Consider the following 14043-nt stretch of genomic DNA (forward strand, 5'->3'; position numbering starts at 1 on the left):
TGTGCTGAGTTCGGCCTCCGAGAAGATCGGTTCGCTGCTGGATGCCCCGCTGTCCCGCAGTCTCGACCTGAGCGGTCCCTCCAACTCCTCACGGGCCAGGCCCGATCCCGGTCGCCGCCCCGCCGTCGCCCTCAGGGCCACCAGCCCTGCCCGCACCGCCAAAGCTCCTGCCGCCCCGGCCAACTTCACCATTGAGGGCCCTTCCCTCGGCACCACCGGCCTTGGCAGCGCCAAGCCCCTGCTGCAAGGCAATTTCTCGAATTCCGAGTTGCTCGGTGGCGTGCTCACCATCCAGGACCTGGGTGCCCCTGCCATGCCACCGGTGGCCAGGGCCGAGCGGGCCCGATGGGCCAGCAGCGGCGATCCCATGGCCCCCCTGCCCCAGAGCCTGAGGGAGCCGATGCGCCAGGCCATCCGCACCCTGCCAGCCCCGACCCCGACCAAGACAGCCAAACTTCAGCAGGGCCGGGTGATCTACGTGCCTTCCACCCGGGTCAGCAAACCAACCCAGGTGCCGCTGGCCGTTCAGGCGGATGGCACCGTGGATGTGCTCAGCCAACCCGATGATCCCGCGGTGATCGAGGACATCAAGGAATGGTCGAGCCGCCAGCCGGCCCAGGCCCCTGGAACGGTCACCCCCACGGTGGTGAATCTGCAACCGATCCCGGCTGAGGTCCGCGCCACACCGGCCCCTGCCAAGGTGTCGCCGGTGGCGAGTGCCCCGATCGCACCCCCGCCGGTTCCCGCAGCCCCCTCCGCAGTTCCCGCGGCAGACGTTCCCGCCGCCGCCCAGTCGCCGGCAGGGGCCGACGCTTCCATGGTGGCTCCGCAGTGAGGCATCCGGGTCTCCCCCGCCGCGGGCTTGCCCTGATGGGCCTCACGTGTCTGAGCCTGGGGCTGCAACCGCTACGGGCCCAGTCACTGCCGGCAGGCCCAGCTCCCTGGGTACCGGTCGCCCCAGAGCCCGCCGCCGCCGGCTGGGAACCCGTGACGGACGCCGCCACCCTGCCGCCGGATTACCAGCCCGCGCCGGCGAATCGCAACCCAGCAGAACTGGCGATCGTTCCACGCCAGGGCAAACCCATTGAGAATGTCGGCATCTACGGCATCGGCGGCGGCGTCAATTTCGGCAGCGATCTACCCACCAGTGGTGTCTTCACTGGCCGAGTGGGTTACAAGCTCAACGAAACTCTCGCCGTTTCCCTGCGACCCAGCGTCATCTTCGGCAACCGCGATGTTCTGGGCCGCTACAACGGCCAGACCTCCTTCCAGTTGCCCCTCACCCTCGACCTCTTTCGTCGCTCGGTGGTCTCCCCTTACCTCGGGGGTGGCATCGCCACCAATACCTACTCCACCGGACAAACCAACGCCATGCTCACCGGTGGCGTGGATCTCAACGTCACCCAGAATGTGACCCTGGGCTTCAACGTCAACTACGTCTTCCTGCCCGACGGTGTCACCTTCGATGCCCTCCAGGCCATGACGTTGCTGTATCTGAGGTTCTGAAGCCTGGCCGGCTTCAACCTCAGTCGGCCACCGTTTCAATCGCGGCGGCGATGGCCTGGCGTTGCTCCAGGTCGTACCCCCAGCGCTCCAGGAACGCCCTGTCCTCGTCCACGGCCTGCCCGGTTCCACCCTGCTCCGCTGCCGCCAGCAGGGTTTCCAACCGCTCCTTCACCGCCACGGGCTCCAGGTGCCGCAGCAGTTCGGTGCTGCGCCGCTGCACCCGCTCCGAACCGGCCTGGTGCTCCTGGTCACCAGAGCGCTGGTGGTGCAGGACCATGGCCGTGCTCATGGCCAGATTGCGGGCCGTGAGATCCACCACCCCCTCACCGGCCTGGCGCAGGGCGATCACCAGCGCCTCCGGCAGACGGTCGAGCAAGGGGGCCTCGCAGGTGAGGCTCACCACGAAGAAACCACGCGCGCCATCCCTGCTGGCCACCAGTTCCCCGACCCGATCCGCCAGCACCTCGTCGCTGAGCTCCCCGGCCTCCCAGAGGCCGATCCACTGCGCCGCGATCTCCAGCGCCTGGGGAAAGCTTGGCGCCAGGGGGGATTCGGTCAGAGGAGCAGCATCGGTCATGGCGAGAGGCGGGCGGCGAGGCCCATGGGCTGGCAGTGTTGAGGCTATGGACTTGAGCGCCCCGACCGCCAGCCCCGGCGATGCCCACCCGGACGACGGCAACAGCGAAGCGGTTCCGTTCCGCTCCGGCTTCGTGGCCCTGATCGGCCGGCCCAACGTGGGCAAGTCCACCCTGCTCAATCAGCTGGTGGGCCAGAAGGTGGCGATCACCTCCCCCGTGGCCCAGACCACCCGCAACCGCCTGCGGGCCATCCTGACCACCCCGGCAGCCCAGCTGATCCTGCTGGACACCCCGGGCATCCACAAACCCCACCACCTGCTGGGGGAGCGGTTGGTGCAGAGCGCCCGGGGGGCCATCGGCGAGGTGGACGTGGTGCTGCTGCTGGTGGATGCCAGCCAGCCCGCCGGGCGCGGCGACGGCTTCATCATCGATCTGCTGCGCCACTGCAGGGTCCCGGTGCATGTGGCCCTCAACAAGAGCGACCGGGTGGGGGCCGATGCCGAGGATCTGGCCGCCACCTACCGGGAGATGCTCGCTGCGGCAGACGATCGCCCCGTCGCCTGGCCCCTGCACCCCTGCAGCGCCCTCAACGGCGACGGCTGCCAGGCCCTGGTGGAGGCCCTGGCCGCCGACCTGCCTCCGGGTCCGCTGCTGTACCCGGCCGACACGGTCAGTGACCAGCCGGAACAGCTGCTGCTGGCGGAACTGATCCGTGAACAGGTGCTCACCCTCACCCGGGAGGAGGTGCCCCACTCGGTGGCGGTGCGGATCGAGCGGATCGTGGAGGACGAGGGCACGGCCAAGGGCAAGGAACGCACGGCCGTGCTGGCCACCGTGCTGGTGGAGCGCAGCAGCCAGAAGGGAATCCTCATCGGCAAGGGCGGCCAGATGCTCAAGGCCATCGGCCAGGGGGCACGGCTGCAGATGCAGAAGGTGTTCGACGGCCCGGTGTACCTGGAACTGTTCGTCAAGGTGGTGCCGAACTGGCGCAGCCATCCGGGGCGGCTGGCGGAGCTGGGCTACCGGGGCGACTGAGCACGCCTGCCCACCGCACGCGCACGCGCCGGCTGGGGGTTTGCGAAGATCCCAAGCGGGTCCACCGGCCCCGATCTCCCGCCGCCCCGCCGTGACCAGTGCGACCGAGCCCCCCAGCCCAGACACGATCGCTGCCTTTCCTCCCGAGACGATCGCGGCCTTTCTGGCCTTCTGCGCCGGCGACTGGCTCTCCCTGCGCAGCTGCTTCAGTCTGGAGGAGGCGGCAGACGCGGCCCGGGAGGCTGAGGCTGACGAGGTCAGCTGGCACAGCTCCGAGCGCGGTGAACTGCAGGTGAGCTATCTGGCCCCCGAGGGAAGCGACGACCCGGGGGGGCTGGAGATCACCCCACCAAGCGGCGGCCGCCATCGGCTGCTGTTCCACCTTGATGGAGGCTTCCAGGGCCAGGCCCCGGACGGGACCGTCAGCACGGGCCGCTGGCGGCTCTGGCCGGATGGCAGCCTGGAGCTGACCAGCGAGCGGGCCGGCAGCTCGGTGCGGGAGCGGATCTGGTTCACCAAGGCGAATCTGCGGCTGCGCAGCAGCGTGGAACATCACCCCGACGGCCGCCCGGGCCGGGCCAGCTTCAGCTCCGAGATCCGGCGGGTCAGCCGACCCGCCGGCTGAGGCCCCCGCCATGCGTTTCGATGTGGTCAGCCTGGTGCCGGACGCCTTCACGCCCCTGCTGAGGCTGGGGGTGATCGGCCGGGCCTTCGCCGCCGGCATCGCCGAGGTCCACACCCACAACCCCCGCGACCACGCCACCGATCGGTACCGCAAGGTGGACGACGTCCCCTACGGCGGCGGCGCCGGCATGGTGCTCAAGCCCGAGCCCGTCTATGCGGCCTTCGAGGCGATTCCGGTGCTGCCCCGGCGCCGCGTGCTGCTGATGAGCCCCCAGGGCCAGCCGCTGCACCAGCGTGACCTGCGCCGCTGGGCCACTGTGCACGACCAGCTTGTGCTGCTCTGCGGCCACTACGAGGGCTTCGATGAGCGCATCCGCCCCCTGGCGGACGAGGAGGTGTCCTTGGGCGACTTCGTGCTCACCGGCGGCGAGCTGCCTGCCCTGGTGGTGATCAGCGGCGTGGTGAGGCTGCTGCCGGGCACCGTGGGCTCGCCGGACTGCCTCGAAGCCGAGAGCCACAGCGGCCTGCTGCTGGAGCATCCCCACTACACACGGCCGGCGGAGTTCCGCGGCATGGCGGTGCCGGAGGTGCTGCGCAGCGGCGACCACGGCGCCATCGCCCGCTGGCGCCAGGAGCAGCAGGTGGCCCGCACCCGCGCGCGGCGCGCCGACCTGCTGGACCTGTGGCAGGCGGAGCAGAACCGCTGAGGCCCGGCCACACCCCCGGAGCAGCCACACTGGTCCCGCCTCCATCGCCATCCATGCAGTTGCGCATCGGCAACGGTTACGACATCCACCGTCTCGTGCCCGGTCGGCTCCTGATCCTGGGCGGCGTGCGCCTGGAGCACCCCGATGGCCTGGGGCTGGATGGCCACAGCGATGCCGATGTGCTCGTCCACGCCCTGATGGATGCCCTGTTGGGGGCCCTCAGCCTGGGGGACATCGGCACCCACTTTCCGCCGGAGGATGAGCGCTGGCGCGGGGCCGACAGCCTGGTGCTGCTCGAGAACGTGATGGCGCTGGTGGCGGGACGGGGCTGGCAGGTGCTCAACATCGACACGGTGGTGGTGGCGGAACGTCCCAAGCTCAAGCCCCACATCGCCGCCATGCGCGAGGCCATCGCCGGTCGCCTGGGCCTGGCTCCGGAGCAGGTGGGGGTCAAGGCAACCACCAACGAGGGGCTCGGTCCCACGGGACGGGAGGAGGGCATCGCCTGCCACGCCGTGGCGTTGCTGCACCGGCCATGAACCGTCGCCGCTGGAGCAGATTGGCCAGCTGGCTGGGAGCTGTTGGCCTGGTGGTGGTCCTGCTGGCGGGCCTTCCAGCGAGCGCCAGCGCCCTGGGCCCGCCGCTCGGCAGCCATGGCCGGAACGAGACCAGCACGGTTGTGGTGGAGCAGCTGAGGCTGAAGGTACCGGCCGGCGCCCGCAAGGCCTGGCTGCAGGCGGAGCAGGAGACCTGGGGCCCCTGGCTGCGACGACAGGAGGGCTTCCTGGGCCGCGATCTGCTCTGGGACGCCGAACGGGAGGAAGGCCTGCTGCTGATCCGCTGGCGCAGCCGCCGTCAGTGGCTGGCCATCCCCGTCAGCGAGATCGAAGCGGTGCAAGGCCAGTTCGAGGCTGCGGCGAGGAGGGCCCTGGCGCTGAATCCCCCGGACCCGGGGGCCGAGACCCCAGCCAACCCCTTTCCCCTGGTGGACGCCGGCGCCCTCGAGTGGGTGGGTCTCACGCCGGCGGCGGCAGCCGTGGAGGTTCGGTGAACGAAGACGCCCGGCTCGACCTGGGCCGCCGCCAACGGCTTGGCATGGTGGAGGCGGTGTGGGGCGAGCACAAGAGTGCCGAGCAGATCAGCGCCGTGATGCTGGGGCTGCACCAGGCCGGGGAGCTGGCCCTGGTCACGCGGGTCAGCGCAGAGAAAGCCGTGGCGGTGGAGCGGCTGCTGGCCGACCAGCTCGGCACCGGAGGTGCGCACCCACGGCCGCAGCACCATCCCCTGGCCCGCTGCCTGACCTGGCCCGCACCCCCGCCCGCCGATCCGGCCTTCGGGCGGGTGGCGGTGCTCAGTGGCGGCAGCAGCGACCTGGCCGTGGCCTCGGAGGCCCGGCTGGCCCTGGCCTGCCATGGGGTGACCAGCGACCTCGTGCTCGACGTGGGGGTGGCCGGGCTGCACCGGCTGCTGGCGGAGCTGGAGGGTCTGCGCCGGGCCCGGGTGCTGATCGCCTGCGCCGGGATGGAGGGGGCCCTGCCCACCGTGCTGGCGGGGCTGCTGCCCCAACCGGTGATCGGCGTGCCCGTGGCGGTTGGCTACGGGGTCAGCGCCGGGGGACAGGCGGCCCTGATGGGCATGCTGGCCAGCTGCGCCCCCGGGCTCACCGTGGTGAACATCGACAATGGCTACGGCGCCGCCATGGCGGCCCTGCGGATCCTGCAGATGGTCGATGGGGTGGGTTCAGCCGCCCCCAGGGAGGAGGGGCCCTGAGGGGGGTCCATCAAGTTCCAGGACGGTCTGGAGCCAGAGGGCGAGGGAGCGGGGCAGACGGCCCTGCTCGTAGCGCTCGATGGCTTCGATCAGAACCGATGTATTGATCCAGCTGATCCGATGGGGTGTCATCGGCGCCTGCGGCTTGTGAAGCGCAGTTTGGGGTACCGAAACCGGCCGGGCAAGGCGGGGGACTCAGAGATGCTGCAGGTCGGGATAGGCGGTGATCACCTGCTCGGTGCTGAGCACCTCTCCGGCCCCTTCCGGCTGCCAGATCACCTCCAGAGCCAGCAGGTCATCCGCACCGATGGCCCCGAGTTTCTGAAGCGAATCACGCAGATCCTCCGCGGAACGGGCCCCCTTGATCGCCAGCCGCTGGCGGCTGGCCACCAGCAGGGTGACAACGATGAAATCGCTGGCCGCGTCGCTGGCTCCGGGGGCCACCGGGGCAGGCTCGCTGAAACGGCGCCCCGCCACATTGGCGGTGAGCTCCCGCTCCAGCTTGCTGCGCTCCTGCATGGAGAGGCGGTTGAAGGTGGATTCGGCACTGGCGAAGGGCACCTGGCCCACGTCGCCATTGGCGTACACCCAGAGATCGGGGTGGCGCAGCAGGGAGAGGCTGGTTTCCTGCAGGACCCGCTGAAGGCCGGAGCTGCTGGAGGTATCGGACGAGCCCGCCAGCCGGCGCAGGTCGTCCTGAAGGTCGCGGGCGGAGGCCAGCAGACCCACCTGGATCTGGGCGATCGCCACAGGACCGTCGGGGCGGGGGTTGTAGGCCAGGTCGGAACCGGAGCTGCCCAGGGCCGGGCCGCCACCGCCACCCCGCAGGGCATTGACCACGACGCCCGCCACGGCCATCAGGATCAGGAAGCCGAACAGGCCGCCGCCGCCGAAGCCGAAGATCGGCACGATGAACGGAAAGCCCATGCCCCCGCCCCGGTAGCCGCCTCCATACCCACCTCCGTAACCGCCACCGCCGCCGCCGTAACTGCGGGGCATCGACGGCGCGGAACGGAAACTGCCGCCGCCGATGCGGCCACCGCTGGCCGCCTGGGCCGGCTGGGGAGCGGACATCACCAGGCCAGCGACCAGAACGGGCACGACCATCAGACCGGCCAGGCGCCGGAACAAGCGGGAACCCATCTCTTGAGACCTGTCGATCACGGAAATCTAGGAACCTCCCCCCACGATGGTGACCACTTCCAGCACATCGGATTCCCCCACAGCCTGGGCGGCCCAACGCTCCCTGGGGAGGATCTCGCCGTTGAACTCGACCACCACCAGCCGGGGCTGATACCCGAGGGACACCAACACCGCGTCGAGACAGAGGCCCGCCGGGCAGGGGCGCGTCTCGCCGTTGACCCGCAGTTGCAGGGCGCCCGGCTCGTTCGCGGCAGATGCGCCCGTCACGCCCCAGCCTCCAGTCCCGCCAGCAGGGCAGCGGCGGCGGCGCCGGGATCCGCCGCCCCGGTGATGGCCCGCACCACCGCCACGCGCTCCGCCCCGGCCCGGCGCACGGCGGCCAGGTTGGCCAGGTCAATGCCGCCGATGGCGAAGAAGGGCAGGGGGCATTCCGCCGCCGCCTGGCCCACGTAGGCCAGGCCCACCGGGTCGCGGCCCGGCTTGGTGGGTGTGGCGTTGACCGGCCCCACCCCGATGTAGTCGCAACCGTCGGCGACGGCCTGGCGCAGGTCCTCAAGGCGGTGGGTGCTGCGGCCGATCAGGCGGTCGGGCCCCAGCAGGCGGCGGGCCACGGCCGGCGGCAGGTCGTCCTGGCCAAGGTGGACACCGTCGGCCCCCACCGCCAGGGCCAGGTCGATGCGGTCGTTGACCAGGAACAGGGCCCCATGGCGATGGCAGAGCTGGCGCAGGGCGCTCGCCTGTGCAAATCGGTGCCGGTCATGCGGGGCCGCTCCGGGCAGGGCGGCGGCGCCATCGGCTTTGGCGCGGTATTGCACCAGACGCACCCCCGCCGCCAGGGCGGCAGCCACCACCTGCTCCAGCCCCTGCACCGGAGCAGTGACGAGATACAGGTGGCAGCGGCGCAGCAGGGCCCGCCGTGCGTCGCCGCCGCGGCCGGCCTGGAGCAGATCCACCTCCAGGTCGTAGAGGGCGTAGCGGATCGCCGCCGCCTCGGTAGCCAGCAGGGGATCCTCCATCCGACCGAACTCCTCCAGCACCCGCAGGGCCTCCTGCACCCGGCCCGCATTGGCGGCCAGTACGCTGGCGCCGTCCTGCCGTTCGGCCTGGGCCGGATGGGTCATGCCCGCGGCCGGGTCACTGGCGGTGTGCCGCGCCAGCTTGTAGCGCTCCTGGTGGAGACGCCCCAGGCGCTGGCGCTGGTCCTTGCTGCGGGCCACCAGATCAGGACGGTCCAGGGCGAAGCGGGCCCAGTCCTCCAGCACCCGAAGTCCCTCGCGGGCCCGATCGAGGTTGGCATCGAGCAGGCGTTCGATGGCGGCGCGCTCGCTGCCGAGGCTCGACGGCGGAACTGGGGGCTGCGGCGTCACCGGACCGGGGCAGGTGAGGCTTCCAGGGTATGGGAAGGGAGAGGGCCGTCAGGCAGGGGGAGGCTGTGACGAAGGTCCCCCCCGGGAGTCACACTCCTGCAGCGCCTGGTCGGCATCCCGGCGGATCTGGCGACTGAGGGCCTCGAGACTCCCAAACGCCTGCTGGCGTCGCAGCAACCTCAGGGGCTCGACGGTCAGTCGGGAGCCGGCCAGATCGAGGTTCCGCTCCAGCAGGTGCACCTCCACCGCCGAAGGCGCCAGGGGGTCCACCGTGGGCTGGGGCCCCAGGTTCATCACCGCGGCTATCGCCCCGTCCTCGCCGTCCCGCCAGGCCAGGGCCGCATACACCCCTTCCATCGGCAGGAACTTGCGCCCGTCCACCGCCAGATTTGCTGTCGGCCAGCCCAGCTGGCGCCCCAGACCACGGCCCCGCACCACCGGGCCACTGAAGCGGTAGGGGCGCTCCAGCAGGCGCCCGGCCTCGTCGATGTCCCCGGCCGCGAGGGAACGCCGGATACGGCTGCTGCTCACCCGCTCGGGCCCGTCCCACAACATCGGCAGCACCCGCACCTCGATGCCGAGGGCGGCGCCGATGCGGGCCAGGTCAGCCACGTCGCCGCTGCGGTCGACCCCGAAGCGGAAGTTCGTCCCCACGGCGATGCGACGGGCCTGGAGCCGCTCGGCCAGCACCTCCTGCACGAAGCGCTCCGGCGTCAGCGCGGAGAGCGCACGGGTGAAGGGCACCAGCACCAGCTGCTGGATGCCGAGGGGTTGGAGCAGTTCCAGCTTCTCCTCAGGCAGATCCAGCCGCAGCCGTGTCTCGCCATGGAGCACCTCCCGGGGATGGGGCCAGAAACTGACCACCGTGGGAACCAGCGGCGGCTGCGCCACCGGCAGCACTTCGGTGACGGCGTTGATCACACGCCGATGGCCCCGATGCAGCCCATCGAAACTGCCCAGGGCAATGGCGGTGGGGCGCAGGGCGTGCTCGGGGTCGTGAAGCGGGATCAACGGCCTGCGCCCTCGCCGAAAGGATCCTCCCATGCCAAGTTTGGGGCCTTCGCCCTTCTCCCCATGGTCGACACGCTGGATCTGCAGCGCATGGCCGATGCCCTGCGCCGCATGGGCTGGGTGCGCTTCTGGGTCCAGCTCGCCCTCGGGGTGGTGGTGGTGGGGGTGCTGATCTTCAACAACATCGGCGGCCAGATGGCGGCCAATTCCTCCCGTGCCCTGGGTCTGGGCCCCGGCCTCTCCCTCACCACCCTGTCGTTCCTGGTTCTGCTCTGGAGCCTGTGGCAATCCTGGCTGGTGGTGCGCTGCGGCCGCGCCCTGGCCAGCCCGGCACGCCCCAGCAAGGGGGAAACCACGCGCCTGGTGAAACGCGGCCTGCTGGCCGACCTGGGCGGGCTCACCCTGGCGGCGGTGGGCTATCAGGCCCTGGCCGGGAGCCTGTTCGTGCAGGCCTCCCAGCAGGTGCCGGGCTTCTTCGGGGCCCAGATGCAGGGCGCCCCGGGCAGCGGCGGCCGGGTGGTGGGACTGCCGATCACCTCGATCGAGATGCTCTCGGTGCTGAGCAACACGCAGGTGCTGTTCGCCCACCTGATCGCCCTGATCCTCAGCTTGTGGCTGCTGCAGCGGATCTATCGGCGCGCTTGAGGCGCCTCAAAAGCGAAGAGGCGCCCCTGTCCCATTGCCTGAAAGCAAGCCTGAATGGTGCTCACTGACCACCAGCCGGTGGGGATAATCGGCAAGGCACGAACGCATGGCGGCAAGCGAATCATCGCTTGAGGTGATCGGGCCTGGGCGGGGGGTCATCGCCCAGCACCTGGGCCATCAAGCGGGGCAGAAGAACATCCAGAGCGTGTTCGGCCAGACACTCACGCTTTGCCCGCTCCCCCAGGCTACGTCGCAGGGCATCATCCTCCAGCAGCTTCTGCAGAGCACCGGCCATGGCGGAGACGTCAAATCGGTCGACCACAAGTCCTGCGCCTGCCGCGATGAAGGATTCAGCGCCCGCACAGCCTGAAAAACAAATACTCGGAATTTCAAGCATGGCTGTTTCCAAACAAACAGCCCCGAATGGCTCTTCTCTGGAGGTCAGAAGAAACACATCAAAGGAATCAAAATAGGGATAGGGATTCTCCCGGGGGCCCGTGAAGCGCACCATCGAATCCAAGCCCATCCTCTTGATATCGCTTTCAATTTGATAGGTGGTCATCGGATCGCCCCCACCCACCCAGGCGAACAAAGGCGGATCAGGCATTTCAGTCGCGAGATGGCGAGCGACCTGAAGGAAGATATCCGGTCCCTTGCGCCACTCAATGGTCCCCGCCATGCCAACAAGCTGGCGTTGCCGGGGCAGATTCAACTCCTCACGCAGTCGGTCGCAGCCCCGCCAGCGCACGACCTCTTCCGTATCGCAGTATTCATCAATCACACACAGGACCTGCTTCTCCAGACCGAGATAGTCCTGCAGATGGTTTGCCGTTAGTTGTGAGTCGGCGATGATGCAATTCGTGAGCCGCTGGAAGCTCTGCCGGGAGATGCCGGAGCGCTGGATCCAATAGCCCATCTCGCGTACATGCACACTGACCCTGGGAAGGCGTTCGGGGGGCAGACCCAGCGCGTCAAGCAATACCTGCAAACACTGCAGCCCCACCACCGTATTGCAATAGATGGCGTCAGCGTTCAGCAGCAGTGCTGCCATGGCGCGGGCCTGAAGACGACTCTCGACATGGTGGAGAACCCGGCGCCTTATGGGCACAAGGGGCCTGACCCCTCGGACGTTGGGAAGCGAAAGCAGGTGCTCCTTTAAGGGTCCGTTGTGACGATAAAGAATCTCGAATACAACATCAGGTTGCCGCGATTGAGCCCAACGTAGAAAGCGACAGAGCAGCAGGGAAGATCCGTCATGGTGCAGAAACGGGGTGATCACCACGACCACAGAAGGACGGGTACTGGAACGCTTCATGCCTTCACTGATGTCTCATTTTTTGCGTGCAAGTTAGCTCCTCACTTCCTTCGTCAACCCCGATGCGTGGCAGCCAGACGATCCGGGGAGGCCCAGCCGGTCCGACTCCGGCAGCTGGGTGGGATCACCCCGCCAGAAGAGTTCGGGCTGCAGGGGCGTCAGGGACGGCCCCCCCTGCTGCACCCAGGCCACGTCGGTGGGCCAATCGGCAGGGCCTGCTCCGGAGCCCTCCAGATCGTCCACCACCTCGCCGGCAAGCCAGTAGTAGGTGCGCCCGCGGGGGTCGGTGCGCTTCTCGAACTGATCGATGTAGCGCCGCACCGCTGTGCGGCACCAGCGCAGGGGAGCGAGGGCCTCGGCGGGCCGTGGTGGCACGTTGAGGTTGAGCAGCAGCCCCTCGGGCCAGCCCGCGGCGTGCATCCGCTCCGCCACATCGAGAGCCAGGGCCGCCGCCGCCTCGAAGCGACGCCAGTGGAAATCGGCGCTGCTCACCGCCAGGGCCGGCAGACCCTCGATCGTCCCCTCCATGGCCGCCGACACGGTGCCCGAATAGAGCACGTCGGTGCCGAGGTTTGGACCGTGGTTGATGCCGGACAGCACGAGATCCGGCGGCTGCTCCAGCAGCCGGAACAGGGCCAGCTTGACGCAGTCGGACGGGGTGCCGCTGCAGGCCCAGGCGGTGACACCCGCGGCGAAGAGTTCGTCGGCCCGCTCAGCCCGCAGCGGGGTCTGCAGGGTGAGGCCGTGGCCGGTGGCGGAGCGCTCCCGGTCGGGGCAGACCACCGTGACCGTGTGGCCGCGGCCCACCGCCTCGGCGGCCAGGGCCTGGATGCCATCGGCGAAGACCCCGTCGTCGTTGCTGACCAGGATCCGGAGCGGTGCCATCGGCCTCGACCGCGGTGACTGCCGGAAAGCTAGACGCAGCTGCCTACAGTCGCTTTCTTCCCCGATCTGTCCCGTGAGCGCCACCGTCAGCCTGCAACAGCTCACCGACCAGCTGGAGCACCTGGAGGCGGAGGCCGCCGCCGCCATCGCCAGCGCCAGCGATGCCGCCGCCCTCGAGGACCTGCGGGTGGGACTGCTGGGGAAGAAGGGTCGGCTCTCGGGCGTGCTGGGGGCCATGGGCCGGCTGCCCGGTGAGGAACGCCCCCTGGTGGGGCAGCGGGCCAACCGGCTCAAGGACCAGGTGCAGCAACTGCTCGGCGCCCGGCTCGAGGCCGTGCGCAGCGCCGCCATGGCGGAGCAGCTGGAGCGGGAACGGATCGACGTGACGGCAGGCTGCAGCTACGTGCCCCCCGGCCACCGCCATCCCCTGCAGAGCACGATCGAGGAGATCGTCGATATCTTTGCCGGCCTCGGCTACCGGGTCTCGGAGGGACCCGAGATCGAAACCGACCACTACAACTTCAGCGCCCTCAACATTCCGGAGCACCACCCGGCCCGGGACATGCAGGACACGTTCTACCTGGGGGGGGACCGGCTGCTGCGCACCCACACCTCCCCGGTGCAGATCCGCCACCTGGAGGCCAATCCTCCGCCGGTGCGCGTGATAGCCCCCGGCCGGGTGTATCGCCGCGATGCGGTGGATGCCACCCACTCCCCGGTGTTCCATCAGGTTGAAGTGCTCGCCCTCGACGAAGGGCTGGATTTCAGTCACCTGCGCGGCACCGTCACCACCTTTCTGCAGCAGTTCTTCGGCGATCTGCCGGTTCGCTTCCGGGCCAGTTACTTCCCCTTCACCGAGCCCTCCGCCGAGGTGGATGTGCAGTGGCGGGGTCGCTGGCTGGAGGTGATGGGATGCGGCATGGTCGACCCGGCGGTGCTCGAGGGCCTGGGCCTCGACCCGGAGCGCTGGAGCGGCTTTGCCGCCGGCCTGGGGGTGGAGCGGTTCTGCATGGTGCGCCACGGGATCGATGACATCCGCAGACTGTTCAGCAGCGATCTGCGCTTCCTGGAGCAGTTCTGAGGCTTGATGGCGAACACGGGCCGTTCCCACCGGGGCTTCGCCCCAGAAGGGGTGAAAACCCTGGTGTACGCGGAAGGCCAGCGGTGTACTTACAGCCTCAGCAATCCCTGGGCCCAGCCCCTCGGGAGGCTGGAGCCCTACATCCAACCGTTCATGATCCCGCCGCAGCGGTACCTGGAAGCGCCTGGGGCCCACCTGGTTTCCATGATCGGCATTGCCAAGCCCTGCCGGATCCTCCACGAAACCACCCCATTTCTCCGGCTGGGGGCGAGAAAGGCCTGCCTGCTGGCCGCCAGGTCCTATCTCCATGCCACCGAGACCATTGCTGACACCGTGGTTCCGCTGGTGGACTTCCGGGGCTGGCACCGGGGCTTTT

Annotated in this window: 18 protein-coding genes and 1 pseudogene; 11 read left to right on the plus strand and 8 right to left on the minus strand. The window is 69.5% G+C overall.

Translation table 11 applies throughout. The features are described from left to right. Both KBZ04_RS06675 and KBZ04_RS06680 read left to right on the plus strand, forming a co-directional pair. Nucleotides 1-835 (plus strand): annotated as a pseudogene (locus tag KBZ04_RS06675) (hypothetical protein); the annotation flags it as partial. A gap of 35 nt (nt 836-870) precedes the next feature. Next, nucleotides 871-1506 carry a porin family protein gene (locus KBZ04_RS06680; RefSeq protein ID WP_254991165.1) on the plus strand — a complete coding sequence of 212 codons (636 nt, stop codon included), beginning with the start codon at nt 871-873 and terminating at the stop codon, nt 1504-1506. Between the two features lie 19 nt (nt 1507-1525). Here the strand turns inward: KBZ04_RS06680 and KBZ04_RS06685 are convergent, their stop codons facing one another. Beyond that, nucleotides 1526-2083 (minus strand): hypothetical protein, encoded by a 558-nt coding sequence (locus KBZ04_RS06685; RefSeq protein ID WP_254991166.1) that lies wholly within the window; start codon nt 2081-2083, stop codon nt 1526-1528. A gap of 46 nt (nt 2084-2129) precedes the next feature. Between KBZ04_RS06685 and era the strand changes: the two genes are divergently transcribed. The 6 genes from era (at nt 2130) to larB (ending at nt 6220) form a co-directional block, all read left to right on the plus strand. Then, a complete protein-coding gene (gene era, locus KBZ04_RS06690; RefSeq protein WP_254991167.1) occupies nt 2130-3119 on the plus strand; it encodes a GTPase Era in 990 nt (329 codons plus the stop codon). Nucleotides 3120-3210: 91 nt separating this feature from the next. Beyond that, on the plus strand, nt 3211-3744 hold the full coding sequence (locus KBZ04_RS06695) for a phycobiliprotein lyase (protein WP_254991169.1): 534 nt from the start codon (nt 3211-3213) through the stop codon (nt 3742-3744). 10 nt (nt 3745-3754) lie between these two features. Then, complete coding sequence (gene trmD / locus KBZ04_RS06700; protein WP_254991170.1) at nt 3755-4450, plus strand: tRNA (guanosine(37)-N1)-methyltransferase TrmD; 696 nt, start codon at nt 3755-3757, stop codon at nt 4448-4450. Between the two features lie 53 nt (nt 4451-4503). Next, nucleotides 4504-4989, plus strand: a complete 486-nt coding sequence (gene ispF / locus KBZ04_RS06705) for a 2-C-methyl-D-erythritol 2,4-cyclodiphosphate synthase (RefSeq protein WP_254991171.1) — start codon at nt 4504-4506, stop codon at nt 4987-4989. A 20-nt stretch (nt 4990-5009) separates the two neighbouring features. Continuing rightward, on the plus strand, nt 5010-5501 hold the full coding sequence (locus KBZ04_RS06710; protein WP_254991172.1) for a TIGR03792 family protein: 492 nt from the start codon (nt 5010-5012) through the stop codon (nt 5499-5501). After that, nucleotides 5498-6220, plus strand: coding sequence for a nickel pincer cofactor biosynthesis protein LarB (gene larB / locus KBZ04_RS06715; protein WP_315860079.1), 723 nt, complete (start codon nt 5498-5500; stop codon nt 6218-6220). Before KBZ04_RS06710 ends, larB begins: the two co-directional genes overlap by 4 nt. Here larB and KBZ04_RS06720 read toward each other — a convergent pair. The 5 genes from KBZ04_RS06720 to KBZ04_RS06740 all read right to left on the minus strand — a co-directional run bounded on the left by KBZ04_RS06720 (nt 6191) and on the right by KBZ04_RS06740 (nt 9741). Further along, the gene (locus tag KBZ04_RS06720; protein ID WP_254991173.1) at nt 6191-6352 is read right to left on the minus strand and encodes a hypothetical protein; all 162 of its coding nucleotides are present in this window, start codon (nt 6350-6352) and stop codon (nt 6191-6193) included. The genes larB and KBZ04_RS06720 overlap by 30 nt on opposite strands. A 63-nt stretch (nt 6353-6415) precedes the next feature. Beyond that, nucleotides 6416-7363, minus strand: coding sequence for a DUF1517 domain-containing protein (locus tag KBZ04_RS06725; RefSeq protein WP_254991174.1), 948 nt, complete (start codon nt 7361-7363; stop codon nt 6416-6418). Between the two features lie 27 nt (nt 7364-7390). After that, the gene (thiS, locus tag KBZ04_RS06730) at nt 7391-7630 is read right to left on the minus strand and encodes a sulfur carrier protein ThiS (protein ID WP_254991175.1); all 240 of its coding nucleotides are present in this window, start codon (nt 7628-7630) and stop codon (nt 7391-7393) included. Next, complete coding sequence (locus KBZ04_RS06735) at nt 7627-8730, minus strand: thiamine phosphate synthase (RefSeq protein WP_254991176.1); 1104 nt, start codon at nt 8728-8730, stop codon at nt 7627-7629. The genes thiS and KBZ04_RS06735 overlap by 4 nt, the downstream gene beginning before the upstream one ends. 48 nt (nt 8731-8778) lie before the next feature. Then, a complete protein-coding gene (locus tag KBZ04_RS06740) occupies nt 8779-9741 on the minus strand; it encodes a bifunctional riboflavin kinase/FAD synthetase (protein WP_254991177.1) in 963 nt (320 codons plus the stop codon). A gap of 63 nt (nt 9742-9804) precedes the next feature. Between KBZ04_RS06740 and KBZ04_RS06745 the strand changes: the two genes are divergently transcribed. Then, nucleotides 9805-10386, plus strand: a complete 582-nt coding sequence (locus KBZ04_RS06745; protein WP_254991178.1) for a DUF3611 family protein — start codon at nt 9805-9807, stop codon at nt 10384-10386. Between the two features lie 121 nt (nt 10387-10507). On the opposite strand, the gene KBZ04_RS06750 is transcribed toward KBZ04_RS06745, so the two are convergent. Further along, a complete protein-coding gene (locus KBZ04_RS06750; protein ID WP_254991179.1) occupies nt 10508-11437 on the minus strand; it encodes a glycosyltransferase family 4 protein in 930 nt (309 codons plus the stop codon). A gap of 297 nt (nt 11438-11734) precedes the next feature. Beyond that, nucleotides 11735-12586: a 5'/3'-nucleotidase SurE gene (gene surE, locus KBZ04_RS06755; protein ID WP_254991180.1), complete on the minus strand. Its 852-nt coding sequence runs from the start codon at nt 12584-12586 to the stop codon at nt 11735-11737. A 73-nt stretch (nt 12587-12659) separates the two neighbouring features. On the opposite strand from surE, the gene pheS reads away from it, so the two are divergent. Together pheS and KBZ04_RS06765 are read left to right on the plus strand one after the other, a co-directional pair. Then, nucleotides 12660-13667, plus strand: coding sequence for a phenylalanine--tRNA ligase subunit alpha (pheS, locus tag KBZ04_RS06760; protein WP_254991181.1), 1008 nt, complete (start codon nt 12660-12662; stop codon nt 13665-13667). A gap of 6 nt (nt 13668-13673) precedes the next feature. Then, a partial coding sequence (locus KBZ04_RS06765; protein ID WP_254991183.1) for a hypothetical protein occupies nt 13674-14043 on the plus strand: 370 nt, incomplete at its 3' end.

This window comes from Cyanobium sp. N5-Cardenillas (assembly GCF_024345515.1).
Lineage (GTDB): Bacteria > Cyanobacteriota > Cyanobacteriia > PCC-6307 > Cyanobiaceae > Cyanobium.

What these genes read in the sequence shown, in the direction of transcription:
- KBZ04_RS06680 (WP_254991165.1), top strand. Translation starts at nt 871, where the DNA reads ATGGGCCTCACGTGTCTGAGCCTGGGGCTGCAACCGCTACGGGCCCAG.
- KBZ04_RS06685 (WP_254991166.1), bottom strand. Translation starts at nt 2,083, where the DNA reads ATGACCGATGCTGCTCCTCTGACCGAATCCCCCCTGGCGCCAAGCTTT.
- era (WP_254991167.1), top strand. Translation starts at nt 2,130, where the DNA reads ATGGACTTGAGCGCCCCGACCGCCAGCCCCGGCGATGCCCACCCGGAC.
- trmD (WP_254991170.1), top strand. Translation starts at nt 3,755, where the DNA reads ATGCGTTTCGATGTGGTCAGCCTGGTGCCGGACGCCTTCACGCCCCTG.
- ispF (WP_254991171.1), top strand. Translation starts at nt 4,504, where the DNA reads ATGCAGTTGCGCATCGGCAACGGTTACGACATCCACCGTCTCGTGCCC.
- KBZ04_RS06720 (WP_254991173.1), bottom strand. Translation starts at nt 6,352, where the DNA reads ATGACACCCCATCGGATCAGCTGGATCAATACATCGGTTCTGATCGAA.
- KBZ04_RS06725 (WP_254991174.1), bottom strand. Translation starts at nt 7,363, where the DNA reads ATGGGTTCCCGCTTGTTCCGGCGCCTGGCCGGTCTGATGGTCGTGCCC.
- KBZ04_RS06745 (WP_254991178.1), top strand. Translation starts at nt 9,805, where the DNA reads ATGGTCGACACGCTGGATCTGCAGCGCATGGCCGATGCCCTGCGCCGC.
- KBZ04_RS06750 (WP_254991179.1), bottom strand. Translation starts at nt 11,437, where the DNA reads ATGGCAGCACTGCTGCTGAACGCTGACGCCATCTATTGCAATACGGTG.
- surE (WP_254991180.1), bottom strand. Translation starts at nt 12,586, where the DNA reads ATGGCACCGCTCCGGATCCTGGTCAGCAACGACGACGGGGTCTTCGCC.